The following is a 23,354-nucleotide window of genomic DNA, read 5'->3' as shown; positions in this document are numbered from 1 at the left end:
TTGAAGCTGCTGTCTGTATTTTGCAGGCGGCAGCTTTTTCAAGTTCCATTGCCCTCGATAATGGTTGTAATATATCATATAACTTTTCACTTCTCGTTTTACTTCTTCTAATGTTTCGCACGCTTTCAGATTGGTTTCATCTTTAAAATGACCGAAGAAGGATTCTTGAGGGGCGTTATCCCAACAGTTTCCTCGACGTGACATTGATTGCCCTAGTCCCATTTTCTTGACAAGTTTCTGGAATTTTGGATTCGTATAATGGACTCCTTGATCGGAATGAATAAATGCATCTTTCGTTAAATGGTGGTGATTTCGTTTTAATTTACGAAGAGTATTGAGTGCGATATCCATACTTAATGAAGCAGATACTTCATACGCTAAAATTTCGTTTGTCTCAGCGTCCTTAATCGTTGATAAATAAGCACGTTTACCGTTTCCGTACGTCAAATACGTAATATCTGTTAATAATACTTTTCCTGCTACACCTTGTTTAAAGTTACGCTGTAATTCATTTGGACATGTACGATGTTCTTTTGTCGCTTTGGCCATTCTACGTGCTGGATTCGCTTTTCGAATTAGGCATACAATCTCGAATTTCTTCATAATGCGGCGAATACGTTTTAAGTTATACGTAATCCCATATTGATTTTCTAGCGTCATTTTAATTTGACGTGCACCTTTCTTACGTCCTCGGAAATGATACGCTTTTAAAATGATTTCTTTGATTGCTGCATCTGCTAACTCATGGGCTGCACGCTTTTGTGCTGATTTTTCTGTGAAATAATTATAGTAACCTGAACGAGATACGCCCATGATTTCACATAGATAACTTACTAAACGTTTTAGTTTATATTTTTGAATCGTTTTACTGATTAATTCAAATTTTAGTTCTGTTGCGATTGTTATTTCTTCTTTAACATCTGCCTTTCGAGTAGATCGAGCTTTTTTAAAAGTTCATTCTCCGCTTGTAATAATTGATTTTTCGCTTCTAATCGTGCAATTTTTTCTTCTAAACTTAATTCCCGTTCTATTGGACGACCTGAATTCGATTTCCGTGTATCTTGTAGACCCTCTACTCCAGTTGTACGATAAGCTGCACGCCAACGCTTTCCCGCTGAACTAATGCGCTTCAAACCAATCAGTTCAACATCTAAACCGGCCTCTTCAAAAATCGTTCTTGGGAGTTTTCCTTTTTCATTTTCTGCAATAAAATGGCGTTTAAATTCCTCAGTATATGTAATCGCTTTATCACTAATAGCCTGGACATTAGGATTACATTTTAGTTGTTCTTGCTCTTTTTTAGTAAATAATCTTTTCGTCATTTATTCCGCTCCGACATCTTTTTTCTCATTATAAACAAAAGTACCCTAAAAGATAGACTTTTTTCAAAGTGTCTATCTTTTAGGGTACAGTTTATCCGTGATGTAAGGCTCTTTTACTATAATAGAATTACTTCAAAAATTACGGAATTTCCGCTACGAGGAATAACGATTTCTCCACTCTTCAAGAGACATCTCCTCAAAGCTCTCAACATCATCTAGTCTCAATGGTGTAATTAATTCTAATGAATTACCATCCGGGTCTGAAAAGTAAATTGCTGCATGGGCATGAGGGTAATTTGATAATACTAAAGGTTGATGTTCGGAAGTAAGGCCAAATTCAGTACGAACTTCAATGCCAATTGAAGACAACCACTCTTTTACATGCGCGAAATCTTCTTCGTCAATTTTAAATGCCAAATGTCGGATAGATGGATGATATTTTAATTCAACGCTATCACTTTCCCATAAACCTAACCAGCTTTCTCCTTTAACGATCCAGAAAAAAGCTACGTTTCCTTTATTATACGCGAGCTCCAACCCTAACTTTTGATAAAAGACAATTGAGTTTTCTAAATTACTAACTGGTAAATGTGCTTCATATAAACCTTTTATCATTTCAATATTCTCCTATTTCACCTTTATTTATGAAATAATATACAAAAAACACATTCCATTTACATCCATCTTTAGTCTGAAATTAAAAAAGCCTTTCTTCTAATCTTAAAAGAACTCTAATCCGTTAACAAAATACTCATATATAAAAACCCCATAAAGAATTTAGATTACACTCCCTCCTTTCTAAATAATCAAAACATATAGCTAAAGCAATAACAGCAAGTCCAACAAATAAGAAAATAATGCCCTTTAAAAATATGAGCGGTCCACAAATTAGTGCAGCCAAAATTGCAATGATGGCTAAATTAACTCGATGGACCTTTTGAGTATCGTAGCGTATATTTTTCTCCATTAATAAATCCTCCTAAAAAAATGAATAGACATTCAGTGTAATTTTCAATTATTATAAAGTATAACCACTACTTTTTATAGATAAAAATTGCATATTAGAGAATATTTCGCACCAAATAGAAACAAAGGGGGATCATTTAATGGGGAGAGTACAACAACTTGCACCAAATTTTTATTGTATTGATACACATGATTTAAATCGAGAACAACGTACAAGCTCTTATTTGCTGATTGACGAAAAAATTGCATTAATCGAGACTTCTGCCAGTCCGTCTATGCCATATATTCTAGAAGGTTTAGATGAATTACATATTTCTCTAGAGGATATTCAATATGTAATTGTTACGCATATCCATTTAGACCATGCTGGAGGGGCAGGGTTATTTTTACAAAGCTGCCCTAATGCTACATTCGTTGTCCATCCACGAGGTGTATCTCATATGGTAGATCCAATTCGTCTAATTGCAAGTGCTAAGAGTGTTTACGGAGCAGAATTCGATCGTCTATTTGATCCAATTGTCCCTATTGATGCTGAACGCATTATCGAAATTGGCCATGAGGAGGTACTTTCTTTAGGTCAGCATCAGCTAACGTTTTATCATACAGAAGGTCATGCAAAGCACCATGTATCAATGCATTATTCTGCTACGAATGGATTGTTTGTTGGAGATACTACTGGTGTACGTTATCCAGAAATGGAGAGCGAAGCAATTGATTTAATTATTCCCTCCACTTCACCTAATCAGTATGACCCACATACGATGGAGCAATCTATCCAGCTTTATGAAAAGTTAAATGCTTCAGAATTGTATTTCGGTCATTTCGGTGCTTATAGAAATCCGGCTGAAGCTTACAGACAAGTGCGCTATTGGACGCCGCTATTTCTAGCTGAAGGCAAAAAAGCGTTAACGGTATCTAGTGATTTTAAAGAACAAGTACTTTTTTTAGATAGTCGCTTGAAGGCACTATTACACAACTATTTACAAAAAAACGGTATATCAGAAAATCATTCCGTTTATCAAACAATCCCGTTCGATACCATTGTTTCTGCAATGGGGATTCTTGATTATCTAGAAAAGAAAGACGCATAGAATGTTGTCCTTGAACATGATTTGTTTAAAAATTCAGTAGAAAACCCATCGGCGACTTTCTTAATACTTGATTGAGAGTAATCGTTTGCCCTTCCAGTTTTGAGGGCTGTCATTAGTTTTTTTAATATAGGGATGGTGCTGATCTATCCTTATATTGCCATCTAATACCGCTCTTTCTTCTTTTATTTATGACGCTATTCTAACTTACTGCTATTACTAAATAACAAAAAAAGTTAACCATCTCATACGAGGTGGTCTTTTTGTGGTTTTAATCAAAGATGATAATCATTAATTGAGACTGATAAAAAGGAGGCAGTTTCTCTCTTTAATACTCCAAAATAATCTCATTGCTACCCTCTTCAGTTGAAAGTGGAAAAAATTACATATATAAAAGAGCGCAAACAATTGTTAAGATTTGATAGGTAAAGTATTCTATGGAATGAAATTGGAAAGGTGATTTTTCTCCAACAAGTGGAGACCTTCTTTTACTAATTGGGCAAAATAGTAATAGAATTACTCTTTACTTATTCGAAAGTTATTATTAAAAGAGGTGAGAAAAAGCGAGCCTTTTTTTAGGAGTTTGGATGGGAGTTACATACCTATTCTTTTATCATTCAGATTAGAACTACTTAAACCGATTTTAGATGAATTATGTCTTTATCTTTACAGCAACAATCTTACAAAAAAGTCTTTGACAACCATCAAAAGGAGCAACCCATTTGAAATTATCTTTAAATGTAACATCTTATTTAGTTACTGCTATTGCCGCAGTTCTCGCATCTTTTTCTTTAGCAGAAATTTATCATTTTAATAGTGATGATGAATATAGATATTACCAAATTGGTATCTTCTTAATGTCACCTATCACTGTGATTGTTTCGTTTATTATCTGTTATTTTTTAATAAAAAAAATAACGATCAAACCGATAATTTTTGGTACATTAATCGGTTTATGGTTGATCGAAGTTATACGAAAGGTTATCTATTCGTATAACTCATATCATTACAGATCAGACGAAGATTACATACCAAACATCTTTATTAGCAACACAGCTGAATACTATATCCTGTTATTGCCAAGCCTTCTTGTGTTTTTATCTCATTTCTTATTAAAGAAATATAACAACTGGTTACATATCAGTGGTTTTACACTTGGCGCCATTATCAGTTTCTTTACAACCTACGCAATTGTTCTTTTTATGAGACACGTTAATAATTCATTAATGTCGTATTTTTATTTCAACGATAATGAATTAATGATCGTTCTCGTAGGAACTGCAATTTTCACGATTCTAGGAAATATTATCGGACTCAAGAAATTTAATCAGATACAAGAGAATTGATTTATCTCCCCATAACTTGAACCAGGAGTGTATGTTTATTGTGTGAAAGCGAAGCACTTATAGCTGACGCTTCGCTTTCGCTAAATGAATGATGTGTTTTATAATAAACACTTTAAGCTACAAGATCTGCAGTCTTAAAGCTCATAGCTGAAGAAATATCAAACCAAGTTGTTACATGGTCTGTTAACAGTCATTGTCATGGCGACCATATCCGGGGCAACCAAACATTTAAGCAAGTCCTCCTTAGTAAGTATTTACATTGATTTTTGATTTAGCATACGAAATTAAAATCTATTCAAAAGACTTAGATTACATAATAATATTATAATCTTGTTAAAAAGCATCGCCACTAAAGCCAATGCTTTTTGCTTTTATCGAGGTTTTGCTCCTATCTGCCATTTCATACTTAGGAAGCACATCATTGCTCCTTCAAACGTTCTAAAGCCGATTGAAAATCCTGACTTTTCCCTATTTCGCGAAAATTTTTAAATGGGTTGCTCCCTTTTTTCATACGCTCCAGTACAGCGGGAATCGTAAATTGATCAGGTGTTAAATGTTCATTAACCTCGTCCCAGTATAATGGCGTTGCCACTAAGCCCTTCTCATTGCCACGAGTTGAATATGGCGCAACAATCGTCTTGCCTTCTGCATGCTGCACATAATCTAAATATAATTTTTGATGTCTATTCTTCTTTAAACGCTCGATCGTATACAATTCTGGTTTTTGCTCACATAAAAAACGACAGATAAATTCAGTAAATACTCGCACTTCATCGTAAGTAAAGGCGTTTTCAGGTAATGGTATATATAGCTGCAATCCTTTACCCCCTGATGTTTTCACAAAAGATTGGAGCTTAAAATAATCGAGCATTTCCTTTAAATCAAGTGCCCCAGAAACAGCAAGCGAAAATTGATCGACTGAAGGTGGATCTAAATCGAAGACAATTTCAGTCGGATGCTCTGTTTGTAACGTTTGAAAAGGGATATGTAGCTCAAGTGCAAGCTGATTGCCGAGCCATAGTAATGTTTCAAGATTGTTGCATACAAGATAATGAATATCGTCCATCCATCCTGTTGAAGCAAATGCAGGTATTTTCTCGGGTCTACTTTTTTGATAAAAGCTTTCCCCCGGCACCCCATGAGGAAAACGAATTAACGTAAGCGGCCGATCTCGCAAAAAAGGTAGCAAATATGGAGAAATCATTTGTAAATAATGCAAATAACCATCCTTCGTAATACCGACTTCAGGCCAAACAGGCTTATCAGGATGCGTTATCTGAACAGTATCTGGAATAGGAAAAAGCTGACGCTGCATATGCTGCCAATGACAATCCTCTGGCAACATCTCCAGTCGGAATGCATGGAAACGCGGTTCTCGACATTTACTTCCATCGAAATCAATACAGGCAATATCAAGACAAATAGATGGCTCCAGCTCCCACGTTTCATTATTCTTCTGTCCATTTGCTTGAAAAAAAGTAATAAGTGTTTTACGTTCTTCCTCTGACATTCCATGTTTAAAACTAACAACTTCAACTAGCTTCTCCTGTTGATAAATACTGCCATGAAAATAGCCATTGCCATGATCATATTTCGTAACGATGACCGTAACATATCTCCAATTTTTTATTTTTAACCAATTTGTCGAGCGTGTATCCCCAAGCCATTTACTTGTTTTCTTCTTTGCAACCATGCCTTCTCCGTTGTAAACCTTAATAGCCTGCCAAAGAGATTCACTTGGCTCCACACTATTAATCACTTGCAAAGGGCGCTGATCCTCATAATTAACAGTCGCCGGGAGCTTTAAAGTCGTAAAAAGCTTAGAAAGTTGGTGTTTGCGTGTTTTTAAATACTTACTTGTTAGCGACTCCCCTTTTAAGCTCAGTAAATCAAAAGCTATATAATGACAAGGAAAAGTTTTTGCATGTGTAGCAATAACATCTTTGTTTTGCATCCTCCCTCTTTGTTGGACGAGCGAAAAATCACTATTAAAGTTATTCGTTAAACAAACTAATTCACCATCAAAAGTAAGTGGTAAATACTTTTTAACTTTATTAAATATACTTTTACAAAAATCAAGAATTTCCGGAAACAAATGATTTAAGTTATTGCCATTTCTACTTATTAACATTGGCTGTTCGTCCCATACTAACATACATCTAAATCCATCATATTTTGTTTCGTACATCCATTCCTCGCCAATAGGCGTTTCAAGCACTTCCGTTAAAAGCATTGGTTTCATATGAATACCTACTTCTCTTTTTACCTTCAGTTTTTGACGATTTCACTTTAAGATACATAAAAATAAGCAAAATATATCATAGTAAGAAAAACGAGGTGATATAAATGCATACAGTATGGAAAGGCAGTATTTCATTTGGTCTAGTCAATATACCGGTAAAACTTCATGCTGCTACTGAAAATAAAGACATTAAATTACGACAGCTCCATAAAGAATGTCATACCCCTATTAGCTATAAAAAGGTTTGTGAAGGCTGTAACCAAGAAGTAAAAGATGAGGATATTGTCAAGGCTTATGAATATGCCAAAAATAAGTTTGTCGTATTAGATCAAGAAGAATTAGAGAGCTTGCGGAAGGAAAATGAAGATAAGGCCGTTGAAATCATTGATTTTGTGAAATTAACTGAAATCGATCCAATCTATTTTGAACGTACTTATTTTTTATCTCCTGATTCGACTGGCGGGAAGGCTTATTCCCTTCTACGTCAAACTTTAGAACAATCAGGAAAAATAGGCGTTGCTAAAATTATTATTCGTTCAAAAGAGCAATTAGCAATCGTCCGCGTTTATCAAAACGCTTTAGTGATGGAAACGATTCATTACCCTGATGAAGTAAGAAGTGTTGGTGATGTTCCAAATGTACCAAGCGAACAAAATATAGTTCCAAAAGAGCTAGAAACCGCACTGATGCTCGTTGATCAATTAACAACCGAATTTAATCCTGAAAAATATACAGATGATTACCGCAATGCATTAATGGAGCTTATAGAGGAGAAAAAAGCGATGAATACAATTTCTACCAGCGATAAACGTCCATTACCCGATAATGTAACGGACTTAATGACAGCACTTCAGGCCTCTTTAGAGAAAACGAAAAAACCAGCAACGAGAAAACGAGCAACGAAAACGAAGAAAAATGCTTAAAAATGAACACACAAGAAGCGTATCCTTTATTTATTGGATATGCTTTTTTTAAGAATCTCCCTTTTATTTTTTACGACCAATAGCTTGTCACTATACATTCCATATTTGTGATAAAAATTAGGTTTGCCAATCTCCTCAAAATAACGATTCCATTGAAACATTTTTATAAATATTGAAAAGGTCGGTTTGTAATTAAACTTTTCCAACCCTAGTTTTTGTAACGTAAATCTCTTTATGATTCGATAGATTCTTATGTAATAATTTGTATCTAAAAAAATTATTAAGTCGGCATTCGAAAAGCTTTGAGCTACCCAGTCCTCATTATGAACGCCCTCAATGATCCAAGCTTTCGTCAGAATAATATCAGTCAAATAATCCACTTTTTGTTGATCGGTCCTTCTACTATCACCAGATTTCTGTCTTATCCAAACAACATTATCTAATTCATAATAAGGTATATTAAATTTCTCGGATAACTCTTTCGCTAAAGTTGTTTTCCCACTCCCAACAGAGCCAATAATATGTATTTTTTGAGGAAATTTATTACTCAAATGAACCCTCCTATTCATTTTTTAATTTGATTTATTTGTAGTTCATCACCATAAGTGTGGGGTTGATTTCCGTTCCGGCTTTTAGCTTTTCTAGAGGCGTCAGGGCAACAGGTGTCTTTTGCGCGAAAGCGTGAGTGCAACGTAGCGGCAGCAGAGGTTTTTTTGTGCGAAAGCGCAGCGACAGCAAAAGGTTTTGGACTGTGCGAAAGCGAAGCGGCAGCAACAACAGCATGATGTTGGTCACGAAGTATCACAGGACGTGATGTTTTTAGCCTTCGTTCCTCTATATCGCTAATCCCCGAGGAGTCGCCCACCTCCACTCTAATCAACTTATATACATAGCATATGTTTTAATAAGACTGTTTTCGTATAGTTTGTTGTTCCCTTAATTATAGTTGAATAAAATCCAGTAAAAGAAATTATAGAATGGGCGTTTCCATTTAAGAAGTTAATAAAGTAATTGCTGGATGCTTGGTTGATAATTTCCCATCAACTAGAGTGTTAGAAAAGCTAAAGAGAAATAAAATTGAGTAGTAAATCATATGTTAAAACTACAATTTGAAAAGGATATATAAATAACCAAACAGTAGAGGTGTTGAAATGCTGTTAAAAAACAAATATTTTAGGCAGTTTATCTTTTCAATAATAACAATTATAGTAATTGCTATATACAATCCTTCATCTCTTAATAGAGTGTTGCAGATTATTTTAGTAGCTTTTCTATTTTCCATAATTTCTGATTTTGCTTTTCAAAATAAAAAATTTCGAGACTTTTCATTACTGCAGAAAATTCTCCTTTTTATAATGGCTGTGGGCATAGCTATATTAGTTTTCAGTTCCGTTAAATATAGCCATTAGATCTTTCTTCGATCAAGAAAGCAACAATCTTTAAGAACCATTAATAAACATCATCTCCATCTTTTAGTAAGAACTCAATTTGTGTTAATATTGGGTTTATTATACAATATACCTAAAATAAAGATAAAGTTAAAGGAGCTAACTTGTATGTATCAAAATGAGTTTAGTGGAAATTTAGAGAAATATAAAGACCCTATTGAATATGATAAACTTCATGAAAATTACAACGTGGATTTACATTTTATTGAGAATCTACTTAGTAAGAAAAGCGATACGATAATTGAATTAGCTTGCGGAACAGGTCGATTAGCTATTCCACTTGCCAAGCAAGGACATGAGGTTTATGCAGTTGATATTCATGAAGGAATGATTCAGCAAGCTATTGAAAAAGCGAAAAAGGACAATGTTGATGTACATTTCACTTTACAAGACTGCACGCAGCTTCATTTACCAATCACATCAAATTTTATTTATATGACAGGTAATTCGTTTCAACACTTTTTAAGTAACGAAAGTCAAAATGCTTTACTCCAATCCGTTAAAAAGCACTTACATCCAGGAGGAGAATTTGTATTCGATACGCGAAATGCTATTCTAAGCGAGCTATCTATTGTAGATGAATACGAGGAAAGCTTAGTTACTAGCAAAGGAGAAAAACTAACCATTCAACATCATGAAGAATATGACCCTATCACACAGATCTTAACTTGTCGTTCTATTAATAAGCTAGAACATTCTACTTTCGAAGATTCAATTCACCTTCGCTATACATATCCAATGGAATTGAAGAGGCTATTAGACCAAAATGGATTTGATTTGTTACACCTATATGGATCATGGAACAAAAGTGAGTTTACAAAAGATAGTATAGGTATGATTGTACATGCACAATTAAAAAAATAAAAACTCACCGAAGAACACCAGTTCCCTAAATCTGGTATAATGAAGAAAAAACTAGGAGCTCAACAGATGCTAAACATTCGTGAACGTATGGAGTATTACCGTATTACAGGTTTAAGCATTGTAGCTATCGAAAAGGGTAAAATAAGTAAGAAGGAGCATTTTGGTGTTCTAGAAGCAGGTACCGATAAATTAGTAAATGAGCATTCCATTTTCAACGCTTGCTCAATTAGTAAGTTTTTAACAAGCATTTTAGTAATAAAATTCGTAGAACAAGGAATTGTAGATTTAGATGAAGATGTTAATAAAAAACTAGTTTCATGGAAGGTTCCTGACAATCCTTTGACAAAGCATAAAAAAGTTACATTACGCAACTTACTTTGTCATCAATCTGGTATTGTGGACCCTGAGGGCAGTTTTATAGAACTAGAATCTTTCAACGAAATACCGTCCATGGTAGAAATATTGAATGGTACAACTTCTTATTGCCCTACTAGCATTGAAGTGACATATGAACCTGAAAGTGAATTTCACTATTCTGATGCAGGCTTTTGTCTTATTCAATTATTACTAGAAGATATAACGAAAAAACCTTTTTCTTATCTAATGGACACTTTTATATTTAAGCCACTAAGCATGACGAACAGTACATTTTCTACCTCTCTTTCAACATCAAATTTAGATAATTTTGCATGTGGCCATGATCAAAATGGAGCGGTAATTCCAGGGAAACATTCTATTTATCCTTATATTGCAGCTTGTGGTATTTGGACTACCCCGAGCGATTTAGCAAAATTATTACTAGATATTATGAATGCTGTCAAAGGCCAAAGTAAAATTGGCATTACTTCAAAACAAGTACAAGAACTATTCCACCAGCAAGGATGTAAAGAATGGACAAGTCTCGGCGTATTTCTAGATGGCACGGACGACAACCTTGAGTTTTCCTCTCTTGGCTGGGGTGTTGGGTTTCAATGTATGCTAGTCGCCTACCCTTACCTTGAACAAGGGCTTGTTATGATGACGAATACTGATACAGGTATGCATCAATTAAAGGGAATCATGGGGGAAATCTACCGTTCGCTTTCCTACTATTAAAAAGAGGCTTATCAAATAGCCTCTTTTTTCAGGTATAGTATCATCAGCCCTACTATTTTGGTTTCAGCTTAACTGATGAGAAACTGTTGATTTTCGCGGAGAGTGGCGACTCCTGCGGGATGAGCTTGCGCGGAAAGCCCCGCAGGAACGTAGTGACGAGGAGATTGAAGCCAAGCCCGCGGAAAGCGCCAACTCGGAGTGAAAATCAACCTTTGTGGCAGATTATCTAACCTTTTTCTTCACCTTATAATGCATTTGCACCATTTGCCCGTAGCGTTGTGTATTTACTAACTCGAGATCTTGAAATGGATTATTATCCTTAAACAATGGAATGCCAGTACCTAATAGGTGCGGTGTAACCGTAATAATTATTTCATCTATCAACTGTTCCTTTATAAAATGATCGAGAATTCCCGCTCCACCAACCATCCAAATTTTAGAGCCTTCCTGTTCCCTTAACTTTTTAGTAAACGCTACAATATCTTCATTTACAAACTCAACATGTTCGTTTTGTCCACTGAGTGACGTTGTAAATACATAACATTTCTTATCGAGATATGGAAAAGGCTCAATATGGTCTACAACCCAATCATACGTTCTTTTACCCATAATAATGGTATCAATGGATTGGTACATATCTGAATATCCAGCATCCCCTTCCCCCTCTGCTTCTTCTAGCCATTGTAAATCATCATTCTCTTTCGCAATATATCCATCCAAACTAGTTGCAATATATAAAATGATTTCTCGTGACATACCATCATCTCCTTTAAATTTTTGAAAAACTGCTGAACAAGATCTATACTAAACAAAAAACATGACAACTACTGGCATGATTAAATGAAAAAAGGTGAGAAAATGTCAAAAGCAAAGCGACTATTAGATATCCTTCTGTTTGTAAGTGCAAAAAAGAAATTTACTGCACAGGAAATTTCAGATGAATTCAATATATCGATTCGCACGGTTCATCGATATATTTTAGATTTAAGTGATATGGGCTTATCTATTTACGCAGAACAAGGACGAAACGGTGGCTATACAGTCCTGTCGAGCAGGCTTCTTCCGCCCATTTTATTTACAGAAGATGAGGCAGTATCGATTTTCTTTGCGTTCCAATCTCTTCATTATTACCGTGATTTACCCTTTAATACAGAAATACAATCCGCTTCTCAAAAGCTTTATAGCTCGCTTCAGGAAGAGGCAAAGCGGAAAGTAGATCAACTTCAATCTTACATCGCGTTTTGGAATCCTAAACGGGCGATTGAAACCCCTTTATTGAAAGAAGTTTTAGAGGCAGCTATTGAAAACAAAAATCTACATATTCACTATGAATCAAAATCAGGTACAACTACGAAACATATTCATCCAATTGGTGTGTATGCTCATGATGGATTGTGGTATATGCCTGCCTTTGATTTTACAAAACAAAAAATATTACTGTTTCGTGTAGACCGCATACTTTCCATTATAGAAAGTGAAGAAAACAAAGAGGTATTTGTAAATTTGAAGGAGTGGTTTAGTAGCAATTACGAAAATAAACAACCTATCCGTTTACATGCACTATTATCAAGAGAAGGTGTGCGACAATGCAAAAGCGAACCAAACTTTGAAGAGTTGGTCGTGATCAAAGAAGATGGTACCGGTTATATTAATTCCATTATAGACAAAGGTGAGCTGAATTTTATTAGTCCCCTTTTCTATCGACTTGGCAGGCATGCACAAATTGTAGAGCCGAATGAATTAGTGGATATTTTACGACAGCAGGCAAAAGACATTTTATCTTTGTATCCAGAAAATGATTAAAAGTTATATGACGTTTTTGGAAGATTGGCGTAACATTCATCGTTACTACTTTTTGGATAACTTCCGTATACTTTGTTATGAGGAGTGAGAAACATGCAACCAATTGAATTAAACAAACGAATTGATACACTAGATTATTTAAGAGGATTTGCTTTATTAGGAATTATTTTAGTCAATATTCCAGGATTAATGTGGATTAATCTACCAGACACATCTGTAGATGTTGCATACAATAGGTTTTTAACACTTTTTGTGGAAGGTAAGTTTTTCACCATCTTTTCATTTTTATTTGGTGTAGGCTTTTATATTTTCATTTCCCGTGCAATGGCTAAAAATGAAAATGCTTACCTATTATTTATTAGAAGAATTATTATTTTATTGTTAATCGGACTTGTACACTTTTATTTCCAACCTGGAGAAGCATTAACCATCTATGCAATATTTGGACTAATTGCATTACCTTTTTACAAAGTTCGTAAAGAAATAAACCTGTCTATAGGGATTATTTTATTAGCGGTAACAGCTTATTTTGGTTTCAAAATTGCTATGCCGTTCCCTCTAATTTTACTAGGATTAGCCGCAGGGCAATATCGAATTTTTGAAAAGATCCATGATAATCGTAAAAGAATAGTTATCTTGACAGTTATTATGTTCTTTATTAGTGTAGGGGGATTGCTGTATCAATGGCATTATGTCCCAGAGGCAATGGTGAACTTTGATCAAATGACAGAAGATGAGCTTAAGGTACATGTGACAAACATTGAAAAGTTTACACTAATCGGGCTTCAATTTAGCCCATTTGTATCAGCATTTTATGTAGGATTATTAATGCTTTTACTGCAACTTCCTTTATGTCAAGTTTTACTTTCGCCTTTAAAAGACTATGGCCGAATGGCATTAACAAATTATTTAGGACAAACCGCGCTGATTTTAATAATTGGTAATGCTTTTCACTTTATTGGCAATATTCGTTTCATCCAATCTCTTTGGATTTGTATAGGCATTTACATTTTCCAATTAATTTTCAGTAAGATTTGGTTAACATTCTTTAAATTTGGTCCATTTGAGTGGTTATGGCGCATGGGTGCGTATTGGACAGTACCTTCCTTGCTTAAAACTTCTACTAATCCAAAAAACATTCCTTAAAAAAGTAATTGATTTAGACAAAGACCTAACAGCCATCTTTTCTTTTTCATAAAATGGTAGTGTACCTAATTTGCTTCCAACTTGCTCATACATTGGGCAAGAAACACACCCCCATCATTATTAAATCTTTCTTTGGTCACTTTCCGCTTAGGAAAAGTGGCCTTTTTTTAGGGTCATTTACCCCAAAAATTCACTTTTAATATAAAAACCGACAAAATCATTCAAGATTTTGTCGGAACTCTGCTTATTTAGCAGCCCAAATATCAATTTCTAATTTAATGTCAGGAAGTCCTAAAGCAGTAATATAAGCTATCGTCATAGATGGATAAGAATTTCCAAACATCTTCTCCCATTGTAGATCGAATTCATCCCAATCTATTTCTTCAGTTGCCCAAATATTGGCCTTCACCACATTGTCTGCGTTAAGTCCCTCTGACTCTAATATTAATTGAATATTTTTTAATGTATTTTTAACCTGCTCTGTTAGTGTCGATGGCAATTCACCACTAGCTCCTACTCCAATCTGTCCAGAAAATGCATACGTTGTTGCATCCTTAGGAATTATTGTGAGATGGCTATAATTGCCAACAGGGCTAGGTACTTGGATTGGATTTTTGCGTGTTATTTTAGTATTCATGTTAATCTCCTTTAGGTTTTTATTTTTCTAAAAAAGGGCAGACTCGTCCCTAAAAACTCCATTTTAGAAAAACACAGCAGTCGAGAATCCGATACCCATAGATAAAAACCGTATTGATCTTTTTTTCATTTGGATTCTCCCCCCTCACCTAAAGTTATTTTCACATTACCATAATTTTCTTTAACAATCAAATCTCTACATTTCTAATTCTTTTCCTTTTTTTACCAAACCTACTAAATAGTAAATCACACTAGACGCAATTACACTATAAAATAACACAGTAATTGACGTTGGACCCCATACTTTAATAAATTCCCAATTTGATCCCCCAGATAATACTTTCGGGAACATTATGATCAATGCAATAATTATTGCAACACTTAAAGAATGAAAAACTAATAATAAAGCCCTTTTCATATTTAGAGCTACTATAATGCGTTGTTTTTTAATAACCTTTTTCAAGGATTGTAGCAATAGAACGATTAAAAACATCCCAAAGCCTATAACAATTACGCATATAAGTGACAGCGTTTTATCCAAATTCTGAAAGTTGTCAGCATGAATAGTATTTACCGATTTCCCTTCCCATAAATCCATAACACCTTGTCCTATCGCAGTTGTATAGCTCGAGTTCATATTGGATAATACAGCTACTCCTATTTGTTCATCGGGCTGCATGATGAAATAAGATGAAAATGTAGGGTTTTCACCAGCATGGAATATATATTGTTTATCTTCTTTCCCTATAACTCCCCATCCACTTGCGTAGTATGTATCCTTATCAAATGGCTCCACGGATTGATCTGGGATATGCGATTCTTGAATAATTTTATTCTCAATCGAATTAATTTGGCTATTTCCTAACTGGAGCTTTAACCAGTTTGCTATATCGTTTGTGTTACTAATAATATAACCAGCAGGTATATTTCCACGGTAAATAGGTGGTGTGTATTCCTGTTCTCTCATCAGTCCTATTTTATATCCTGACGCGATCTCATTAGATTCCACTTGATGAATTCCAACAAATGAATCTTTCATATTGATTGGCTCTAATATATGCTGTTTGATATACATATCAAACGGTTGTTTTGAAACCTTTTCAATAACGAGTCCTAAAACATCATAATTGACTGTTGCGTATTCAAATGAACTACCTGGCTGTCTATTTAATGGCTGATCAAGCAATTTTTTTACAGTCAATTCAAGTGCGTTCTCTTCGTTACTTTTAGGAATAGTTGATATTGTGTTCGTAGCTATACCACTTGTATGATACAGTAACTGATTAATAGTAATCGCCTGTGGTTCCCCATTAAATTCCAACTCCAACCACGGGATATACTTTCGGACATCATCAGAGCGTTTTAGTAACCCTTCCTTCTCCAATTTTAAAATGGCAAGTCCAGTGAAGGCTTTCGATGTAGACCCTAGTTCAAATAATGTCTTGGAGGTAACTGGTGTTTTTGACTGAACATCGGCATATCCAAAACCTTTTTCATAAACCGTTTTCCCCCTCTCAACAATTACTAACGATATCCCTGGAATTTTACTAATCGCCTTTTGCTCTTGAATAAATTGATCAATCTTTTGAATTTTTTCATTTGCATTTGCGTTTACAATTGTAGGCATTAAACTATAAAAGGCCACAATCGTAACGATTATAGACAAATAGATTTTTAATAGTGCTTTCACTTTTCATTTCTCCTTTAAGCAATCATTGCTAGGTATAAGGTTATAACTTATCATAACAGCATCGTTAACTATACCAAGCATTTCGGACCACAACAATCGTTTTACATGACTAAAGAAATCACAATATAACAGTTTTGTAACTTACTGTCCTTTTATCATCTAAAAAAGTCACTAAAAGACCAGTCGCTCATAAAAAATGAGTGCTGATCTTTTCTACGATATCTAATAATAGTTAAATTTCTGCTCTGAACGCTTTACCTAACTGATGACCAAGTCCAAAATAATGTCGGAAATTATAAATTAGTGGGCTCCATTTATTAGGATCAATATAATTTTCTTCAACAATAATTTCCTTATGGGCATGGACATGTAAAACTTGTGTCTCAACAATGGCAAAAAAAGAGGCATATTCAGGGATTCGAATATGTTTTACCCTTGCCTCAAGTTGAATTGGACACTCTGAAATTCTTGAAGGCTTTACTGATTTAGACTCGGTTGGTGTTAAGTTGCTAATTTCATATTTTTCTTTTTCAAATGAAAATCCATTCACTCTCTTAAATTCAGGAACGGGATTTTTCCCTGTAAATGGAGCTAATTTTTCTACGTTCTCCCATAATGAAGGTCCTGGGACATTAATTACACATTCTGGATGTCGTTCTAAATTTTCAATAGCTTTTCCTCCAAGCCCAATCCCTAATATTATACAATCCCCTAATGCCCATGATGACGAAAGAGGGCTAATATTTACGGTATCATCTTCATTCAATGTAGTTAATAAAATCACAGGTGTCCCGTAGTATAAAATTTTTGGGTGAATCATTTCTGTATTAGCAATTTGAGTCATTTTTTCTCCTCCTATCCGTACTTTCAATTTTTATAGTACAAGAGAAATATTTCAATTTTCATCGAAATATGAATTACATTTTCGGTTTTTGACATGATTGATTAATGGATTATCAAGTTAAGTTGGTTTTTTTAGGGTTAAATAGCGTTATTAAAAAGAAGTATTTTTCCCATCAAATAATAGCAAATCAAAGGCATTTCATGAAGTTATAAAAGCAGCCGTTGAAGTTTTTCAAAATAATGGGCTACCAGTATACTATGATGCAGTTGCAATGACAGAAAAAGATTCTTTAAGCAATGCTACTCGCCCCTTATTGGCATGGCTAAAAAGATAATGTTTGACATAAAGTCGGCTAGTATGCCAAACAAACTTTATACAGATTCTTCTTTACATATAGTGAAAAATAAAGGACACCTAGTGTATATTTTGATGAAATATTAAATGGAATAGAAAATGACCAGGCTCAACATTAATTGCAGCGCCTGGTCATTTTCTTTTCAGATCATTATGTTATCGTCGATTTTTAATGACAACCTCAGTTACAGCTAACGCTTTTCTTGGTTTTATATTGTCCATAATAATATCAGCGATGTCATTAGGATCCATTAATGTTTTAGTTTTTTCCTCAGTAAATATCCCGTCCCAAAACTCTGTTCTCATTCCACCCATGTATACAGCACATACATTAATCGCTGTTTCGCTTAATTCTAATGCTAGACTCTCGGTAAATCCGCGTACACCAAATTTACTAGCACAATAAACAGATTCAGTTACTTTTCCTTCTAGACCAGCTGTCGAAACAATATTGATGATTGTTCCTTCATTACGTTCTTTCATATCTTTTAATACTGCTTGTGAACAAAAAATTGTTCCTTTTAAGTTAATATCAATCATTTGATGAACTGAATCCTCATTCAAGTTTTCAGCATTATCAAAATAGCCAACACCCGCATTATTAATTAGCAACGGAATAGACCCAAACTCATCCTGTATAGAATGAATTATTTGAGTAACCATTTGTTTTGAAGAAACATCCACCTCATAAATAGAATAGCCATTAGTTAACGTGTTAGCCGTATCCTCAAGCTTTGATTTTGTTCTACCAAGTAAACAAATGTGATAGCCTAAAGTCGAATACTTTTTAGCAAGTGCTGCACCTAAACCACTGCCTGCCCCTGTTATAACAACGATATTTTTACTCATACTGATCATCCTCTCTCGCAGTTAATTATACCAGAATAGGAACTCCTATCAAAAAAATATATCCTCACCCCGCCTTATTGAAAAGCCTTAATATGTACGGTTACTCATTTAAGTTATTCATATAATACACCCAAAATGGTAGAAAGACATAGCTCATTCGATAGCTAAAGAAGAAAAATATAAATATCAATTTCTACATTTTTATAGAAAATTGATGATTTCGTTTAGAGCATTTCTATAGAAACTGAATACAATGATTATGTAATCTGCAGATTATCAATCTTTTTTTTTGAAGGAGGTGAATTTAAATTGCCTTTAACTACTGGACCAATTGAAAATACAGGAAATCAACCAGCTAATGCAGCTAGCGTTCGTATAAAAATTCTCAATCTAACTGGAGGTACACTAACTGGAGTAGTAAGAGTTTTTAGACTTAACGGTACAAGACGATTACTATCAACTACTGCATTTGCTGTAAATGCCAATGCTTCTACTTTTATAACTCGAAGTGTACTAGGTTCGGCTCAATATGAAGTTGAAATCGTTCCTGATCAAAATGGCGGATTATACAGCGTTTATGGTAGAACAGCTTCGGGTGTTATTATTACGGCTCAAAGGGTTCTGAATTCAGAATTAACAGAGATTCATTAATAGTAGGAACAAAACTTTACTAACATTCATCGTTTAAAGTATTTAAAGGAAAATCAAGTGGGGTACATTTGAGAACCAGCTTCTCCTATGTACCCTAATTTCATTTTGCCGAATATTAAGAAAAATCACTCATTTTTAAGGAGTGACTTTTTAATTTTGGGTGTAGTACTGAATTGACATTTTATATAAACATCCACTTTTTAACATTTTTGTTCCTAATTTCATCTATCTTGGTCTATATATGTCCATCTTTTCTTGTCAACCAACATTATTTTGTCATTTTTTGGGTTTTTCATACATATACTATTATATTTATTAAGTAAAATGCATACTTTCATCGAACACAGAATATAATTCTGGAGGGTGTTAAATGAACACTATTAAATCTTTAATTTTCCCCCAAGACTTGCATAGATTAAGCAAAACTCTACTCAAAGAGATTTGTAATAAAATGACTTTAGATACCAATGGCAATGTAAATGAATTAGCTAGCAGAGTTTGGGATGTTTTTGAGCATATTGATGGCGATGTTCTTAAAATAATCAGCGATAATATTTTCTCGGGAACAGTTTCTTTAGCTTGGTACCAGGCGACAAATAAAACTGATTTAACAGGTTTTAAACAAAGTATTATTAATAAAATGCCATTTAATCCTTTCGAAACAGTAGTTACACCAAATAGTGAAAATGTCCCTATTGATCCTACCATTATTGCTGGTGCTGATATCGAAGGCTCAAAAATATATTATTTACGATTCATTCATAGAACAGGTGTTAATGTTGATTATTTTTTAGCAAACCGTAGAGAATACATTAAACATGAAATTACAACAGTTTACATTGATGAAGTTAAGGGAATAATTGAAGTACGAGCAAGTTCTGCCGTTGCAAAAAAAATAATTGCCTGGTTAACTAAAGTAGTTGATGAACAATACGAATTCAAACAGTATGATTTATTGGATAATTACGGTGGTAATCTTGCGACTTTAGCGGATTCCCTTCAAGGAAGGCTGATTGATGCTACAGGAAGACCAGCAGGATTAGTCAATACATTTGAAGAAACGCAGGGTCAATCCATTGTGAGTATACTTTCTGCAATTGATGAATACTATACTAATGGTGAATTATCAGTTCTAGAGCAAAATTTAAATTGCGAACATATCACCGGTATTTTAGAAACAACACCTTTTACTTTGTTACTGTTAAGTGGTCTTGAAACGATCGGATTAGGTAGCATTAGAGAACTAAGAGGTTTACCCTTATACAATTATTTAGAGCCTTATCTTTCCAAACAAAAAGGATCTATACTATTTGAACATAGTGTTGATGGGGTTAAACAAGAGTATTCTGTTCGAATCGGTGTAAATACAAATACATTTAAGTTCAATGTATTTGCGTCTGAACCTGTATTAGATTATATTAGAGGAAAATTGATTTACCAAATTTATTCTGCGAGGTAAAAGTATTGAGCAATTTAAAGCCATGGGAAATTTCTCAAAAAATAGATAATGCACTTGAGGTAATTGCTATCAGTAAAATTGACAAATTTTACCATAGTTATATTGCAAAAATAACTAACTTGCCTCTTGGATTAGTTATTGATCAACTATCTGAATTAGAAAAACAAGAAGCACTCGTAATAAAATTAGAATTTCAATGTGAGGAATGTAGTAGAAGTATTGTAACTGCTAGTAAATCCGAACTTGAAAGTATCGATTCCATTTCATGCAAATATTGTGGTACAGAGAATTGTTTTGATCCATTAAACGCTATTCCAATCATTGAATTAAGTGAGGATTTCAGACAAAGTTTTTCAAAAAAAAAATTACTAATAAAAAGGAAAATGTCGGGTTAACTAAACACAATAAACCCGAGAGTTTAAGAGAAATTATCGATATTTTAACAAAAGAAAATTCTGATCAAGTATTAGATAAAGTATCAAAACTTGGGAAAGTTACTATTATACTAGGAGATGGTTATATGGGTGAATCTAGTAAATATGGTGGTCTAACTTTTGGAGAAAACAAAGGTAATATAACTATTGAAAACAATGGTACACTCAGTCAAGGGATAGCTAGCCCATCAAGTGACATTATCAATGCTTTACAACAGCTTCAAGAAGAAATTCAGCACCTAGCAGATGAACAACGAGAAATTGCAGAAGCTCATTTTGAACTCCTTAAAACTCATATTGAAAATGGAGATAATGAGAAAGCTAAAAAACCATTAGAGAAATTAACTAGTATACTAGGTGTAATTAGCTCTATTGTCTCGATCGCTTCTACATTAGGACTTGGAATTCCTTTAAAATAATTTATATCAATTATGCGATGATTTAGGCTAATATCATTTACCTACTCCTTTCCGATTACTGTGACATCCGCGGAGGCTTTGGGCCAACGTGATGTTGGTCACTCAGTCGTGTGTTGTTGTTGCTGCTGTCGCTTCGCTTTCGCACAGTAAAATTGCCGCAGGACGTAAAACTTTTTAATATTGTCTTTTAAAGATGCTGTCTGTATATTACGAGGGACTGAAAAACATCCCGTTTTTAATGCAAAAAAAGACCAATTCTTGCTCATGATATTGAACATGAATTGGTCTTCTTCTATTCTCCTTTACTATCTTTTTCTTCTAAAAGTGTCATGATTCATTTCAAATTCACGGCGAATTTTGCTGTTGTACTCTATTATGTTTAATCCTCTTAAAATAGGGTAAAGAAAAATATAGAACCAGATACAATATTTTGGGGAGGGGTTAATAATGGTGAAACGAAGAACAGGTATTGTAATTACAGGGTTAGCTTTAATAGCATCGTATTTAAGTAAAAAAGAAAACCGTGATAAAGCATTAAATATGCTCAATAATGCAAAAGCTAAATTAGGATCCTATTTAACTACTGCGGAAATGGACAAAAACATATCAGAGCGGATAGCTGCTCAAGCTGCGACACGAGCTGGAACATCCCCAACAAAAATAGCATCAAACGAAATGGTTGCTGAAGGTGGAGGACATACAGGTATTCACTTTTTCAATGAAGAAATTCAGGGAAAAGAACAATAATAACACAAACCTTCTCAATCCAATTCAAATAATTGGATATTAGAACTGATTAAGTTTTTCAATTATATTAAGTATTAAAAGTCGATTAATACCGAAAATTTTGGTATTAATCGACTTTTTCGGTGGCTTTCTAACACAGATTGACCTTTTAGCCTTTTATTTAGCTACTAAAATTTTTTTCACTCAAAATTTGCGTACCTTATAAAAATATCCCCTTCAAAAGGACATGTAATTGACTAGAATTATATAGTCATTTCTATATGCCCAATTTAAAGAGGATCATTCCATACTAAGTGTTCTCCAGTTTATTTATCATTCAAATCATCAGGATAAACAACTGAGTTAAATACATCTCCATTTGCCTCATCTTTAAAGTTAACAGTAACTTTAAACTTCTCCGGATCCATTCCATTGAAAAGTTGATAATACATACCCACTATAGCAAGTCCCATAGATGACATACCATCAAATCCGTTGTCAAACTGTTCCTTATTTACAGTTAGTGTAAACTCCGTAAAGGACTTATTATAAGTTACATCTTTAATAGAAGTAAAATCATCACTAGTTTTAATTTCTTCTACCGTTTCTAAAACACTTTCTTCCAGCTCTTTCAACATTTTTTTATGAACTGATTTAGGCATTTTGTATGTTAAAGAGCCATCACTATTTTTAATGACTTCATTAACCCCTTCTTCTTTCGCTGCAGTAATCGCAGTTTCGATGTCCTGACCTTCCAAAAACGAAGCTGGTATTGTAACTTCAACGTTTAAAAGTCCCTTATCGACTTTTAATGGTGTTTCCTCTGCTGTTTGATCAGCATTATCGGTTTTCTTACCACTGTCGCTTTCTTTGTTACACGCTACTAACAAAATAATTAGTAACAATGTGAGTGGTACTAAAAATAATTTTTTCATAATTCAAACTACCTCCTTCATAAATATACATAAACAGATGGAGATTTACCATAACTATTTTCATCTATTTCCTTTGCTTTCCCCTACATTTAGCTTTTTTCTAAGTCTCTAAAC

The 23,354-nt window shown here is 34.1% G+C and carries 24 protein-coding genes; 12 read left to right on the top strand and 12 right to left on the bottom strand.

All coding sequences use genetic code 11. The features are described from left to right. From ABE34_RS04320 to ABE34_RS04310, 3 genes are all read right to left on the bottom strand, one after another. Nucleotides 1–1,322 (bottom strand): IS3 family transposase gene (locus ABE34_RS04320; RefSeq protein ID WP_197144234.1). Its coding sequence is split into 2 segments (ribosomal slippage), with 1,323 coding nucleotides annotated over them: nt 1–941 and nt 941–1,322; the frame shifts between segments, so codons are not numbered across the junction. This gene is flagged as partial in the annotation. Between the two features lie 153 nt (nt 1,323–1,475). Next, nucleotides 1,476–1,937, bottom strand: coding sequence for a VOC family protein (locus ABE34_RS04315; protein ID WP_197140715.1), 462 nt, complete (start codon nt 1,935–1,937; stop codon nt 1,476–1,478). 136 nt (nt 1,938–2,073) lie between these two features. Next, nucleotides 2,074–2,289 carry a hypothetical protein gene (locus tag ABE34_RS04310; protein WP_197140728.1) on the bottom strand — a complete coding sequence of 72 codons (216 nt, stop codon included), beginning with the start codon at nt 2,287–2,289 and terminating at the stop codon, nt 2,074–2,076. Nucleotides 2,290–2,428: 139 nt separating this feature from the next. On the opposite strand from ABE34_RS04310, the gene ABE34_RS04305 reads away from it, so the two are divergent. Both ABE34_RS04305 and ABE34_RS04300 read left to right on the top strand, forming a co-directional pair. Beyond that, a complete protein-coding gene (locus ABE34_RS04305; protein ID WP_197140714.1) occupies nt 2,429–3,379 on the top strand; it encodes an MBL fold metallo-hydrolase in 951 nt (316 codons plus the stop codon). Nucleotides 3,380–4,098: 719 nt separating this feature from the next. Further along, the gene (locus ABE34_RS04300) at nt 4,099–4,722 is read left to right on the top strand and encodes a hypothetical protein (RefSeq protein ID WP_197140713.1); all 624 of its coding nucleotides are present in this window, start codon (nt 4,099–4,101) and stop codon (nt 4,720–4,722) included. A 418-nt stretch (nt 4,723–5,140) separates the two neighbouring features. Here the strand turns inward: ABE34_RS04300 and ABE34_RS04295 are convergent, their stop codons facing one another. After that, nucleotides 5,141–6,964 (bottom strand): DNA ligase D, encoded by a 1,824-nt coding sequence (locus tag ABE34_RS04295; RefSeq protein ID WP_197140712.1) that lies wholly within the window; start codon nt 6,962–6,964, stop codon nt 5,141–5,143. A gap of 104 nt (nt 6,965–7,068) precedes the next feature. On the opposite strand from ABE34_RS04295, the gene ABE34_RS04290 reads away from it, so the two are divergent. Then, nucleotides 7,069–7,887: a Ku protein gene (locus ABE34_RS04290; RefSeq protein ID WP_197140710.1), complete on the top strand. Its 819-nt coding sequence runs from the start codon at nt 7,069–7,071 to the stop codon at nt 7,885–7,887. A 26-nt stretch (nt 7,888–7,913) separates the two neighbouring features. On the opposite strand, the gene ABE34_RS04285 is transcribed toward ABE34_RS04290, so the two are convergent. Continuing rightward, a complete protein-coding gene (locus ABE34_RS04285) occupies nt 7,914–8,438 on the bottom strand; it encodes an AAA family ATPase (protein ID WP_197140709.1) in 525 nt (174 codons plus the stop codon). 31 nt (nt 8,439–8,469) lie between these two features. Further along, nucleotides 8,470–8,682, bottom strand: a complete 213-nt coding sequence (locus tag ABE34_RS04280) for a hypothetical protein (protein WP_197140707.1) — start codon at nt 8,680–8,682, stop codon at nt 8,470–8,472. Nucleotides 8,683–9,443: 761 nt separating this feature from the next. Between ABE34_RS04280 and ABE34_RS04275 the strand changes: the two genes are divergently transcribed. Together ABE34_RS04275 and ABE34_RS04270 are read left to right on the top strand one after the other, a co-directional pair. Beyond that, the gene (locus ABE34_RS04275) at nt 9,444–10,199 is read left to right on the top strand and encodes a class I SAM-dependent methyltransferase (RefSeq protein ID WP_197140706.1); all 756 of its coding nucleotides are present in this window, start codon (nt 9,444–9,446) and stop codon (nt 10,197–10,199) included. Between the two features lie 66 nt (nt 10,200–10,265). Further along, the gene (locus ABE34_RS04270) at nt 10,266–11,294 is read left to right on the top strand and encodes a serine hydrolase domain-containing protein (protein ID WP_197140726.1); all 1,029 of its coding nucleotides are present in this window, start codon (nt 10,266–10,268) and stop codon (nt 11,292–11,294) included. A gap of 222 nt (nt 11,295–11,516) precedes the next feature. Here the strand turns inward: ABE34_RS04270 and ABE34_RS04265 are convergent, their stop codons facing one another. Next, a complete protein-coding gene (locus ABE34_RS04265; RefSeq protein ID WP_197140704.1) occupies nt 11,517–12,050 on the bottom strand; it encodes a dihydrofolate reductase family protein in 534 nt (177 codons plus the stop codon). 102 nt (nt 12,051–12,152) lie between these two features. On the opposite strand from ABE34_RS04265, the gene ABE34_RS04260 reads away from it, so the two are divergent. Beyond that, a complete protein-coding gene (locus ABE34_RS04260) occupies nt 12,153–13,097 on the top strand; it encodes a helix-turn-helix transcriptional regulator (RefSeq protein WP_197140725.1) in 945 nt (314 codons plus the stop codon). A gap of 93 nt (nt 13,098–13,190) precedes the next feature. Further along, on the top strand, nt 13,191–14,243 hold the full coding sequence (locus ABE34_RS04255) for a DUF418 domain-containing protein (protein ID WP_197140703.1): 1,053 nt from the start codon (nt 13,191–13,193) through the stop codon (nt 14,241–14,243). Between the two features lie 244 nt (nt 14,244–14,487). On the opposite strand, the gene ABE34_RS04250 is transcribed toward ABE34_RS04255, so the two are convergent. From ABE34_RS04250 to ABE34_RS04235, 4 genes are all read right to left on the bottom strand, one after another. Then, nucleotides 14,488–14,880 (bottom strand): RidA family protein, encoded by a 393-nt coding sequence (locus ABE34_RS04250; RefSeq protein WP_197140701.1) that lies wholly within the window; start codon nt 14,878–14,880, stop codon nt 14,488–14,490. Between the two features lie 195 nt (nt 14,881–15,075). Further along, entirely contained in the window at nt 15,076–16,506 is a 1,431-nt protein-coding gene (locus tag ABE34_RS04245) for a serine hydrolase domain-containing protein (RefSeq protein ID WP_197140724.1), read from the bottom strand. A gap of 295 nt (nt 16,507–16,801) precedes the next feature. Continuing rightward, complete coding sequence (locus tag ABE34_RS04240; RefSeq protein ID WP_197140700.1) at nt 16,802–17,413, bottom strand: flavin reductase family protein; 612 nt, start codon at nt 17,411–17,413, stop codon at nt 16,802–16,804. 510 nt (nt 17,414–17,923) lie between these two features. Further along, nucleotides 17,924–18,616, bottom strand: a complete 693-nt coding sequence (locus tag ABE34_RS04235) for an SDR family oxidoreductase (protein WP_197140698.1) — start codon at nt 18,614–18,616, stop codon at nt 17,924–17,926. Between the two features lie 309 nt (nt 18,617–18,925). Between ABE34_RS04235 and ABE34_RS04230 the strand changes: the two genes are divergently transcribed. The 5 genes from ABE34_RS04230 (at nt 18,926) to ABE34_RS04210 (ending at nt 22,326) form a co-directional block, all read left to right on the top strand. Then, nucleotides 18,926–19,267: an ATPase gene (locus tag ABE34_RS04230; RefSeq protein ID WP_197140697.1), complete on the top strand. Its 342-nt coding sequence runs from the start codon at nt 18,926–18,928 to the stop codon at nt 19,265–19,267. Nucleotides 19,268–19,637: 370 nt separating this feature from the next. After that, on the top strand, nt 19,638–20,726 hold the full coding sequence (locus ABE34_RS04225) for a hypothetical protein (RefSeq protein WP_197140695.1): 1,089 nt from the start codon (nt 19,638–19,640) through the stop codon (nt 20,724–20,726). 5 nt (nt 20,727–20,731) lie between these two features. Beyond that, nucleotides 20,732–21,121 carry a hypothetical protein gene (locus ABE34_RS04220; protein ID WP_197140693.1) on the top strand — a complete coding sequence of 130 codons (390 nt, stop codon included), beginning with the start codon at nt 20,732–20,734 and terminating at the stop codon, nt 21,119–21,121. Nucleotides 21,122–21,246: 125 nt separating this feature from the next. Next, nucleotides 21,247–21,579 carry a hypothetical protein gene (locus ABE34_RS04215; protein WP_197140692.1) on the top strand — a complete coding sequence of 111 codons (333 nt, stop codon included), beginning with the start codon at nt 21,247–21,249 and terminating at the stop codon, nt 21,577–21,579. Nucleotides 21,580–22,026: 447 nt separating this feature from the next. Further along, nucleotides 22,027–22,326 carry a hypothetical protein gene (locus ABE34_RS04210; RefSeq protein WP_197140690.1) on the top strand — a complete coding sequence of 100 codons (300 nt, stop codon included), beginning with the start codon at nt 22,027–22,029 and terminating at the stop codon, nt 22,324–22,326. A 305-nt stretch (nt 22,327–22,631) separates the two neighbouring features. On the opposite strand, the gene ABE34_RS04205 is transcribed toward ABE34_RS04210, so the two are convergent. Continuing rightward, complete coding sequence (locus ABE34_RS04205) at nt 22,632–23,240, bottom strand: hypothetical protein (protein ID WP_197140689.1); 609 nt, start codon at nt 23,238–23,240, stop codon at nt 22,632–22,634. Between the last annotated feature and the right edge of the window lie 114 nt (nt 23,241–23,354).

This window comes from Lysinibacillus sphaericus, assembly GCF_015844675.1.
Classification (GTDB): domain Bacteria; phylum Bacillota; class Bacilli; order Bacillales_A; family Planococcaceae; genus Lysinibacillus; species Lysinibacillus sphaericus_E.
The sequence above is the reverse complement of the archived record's forward strand: the minus strand, read 5'-3'. Positions and strand labels throughout refer to the sequence as shown.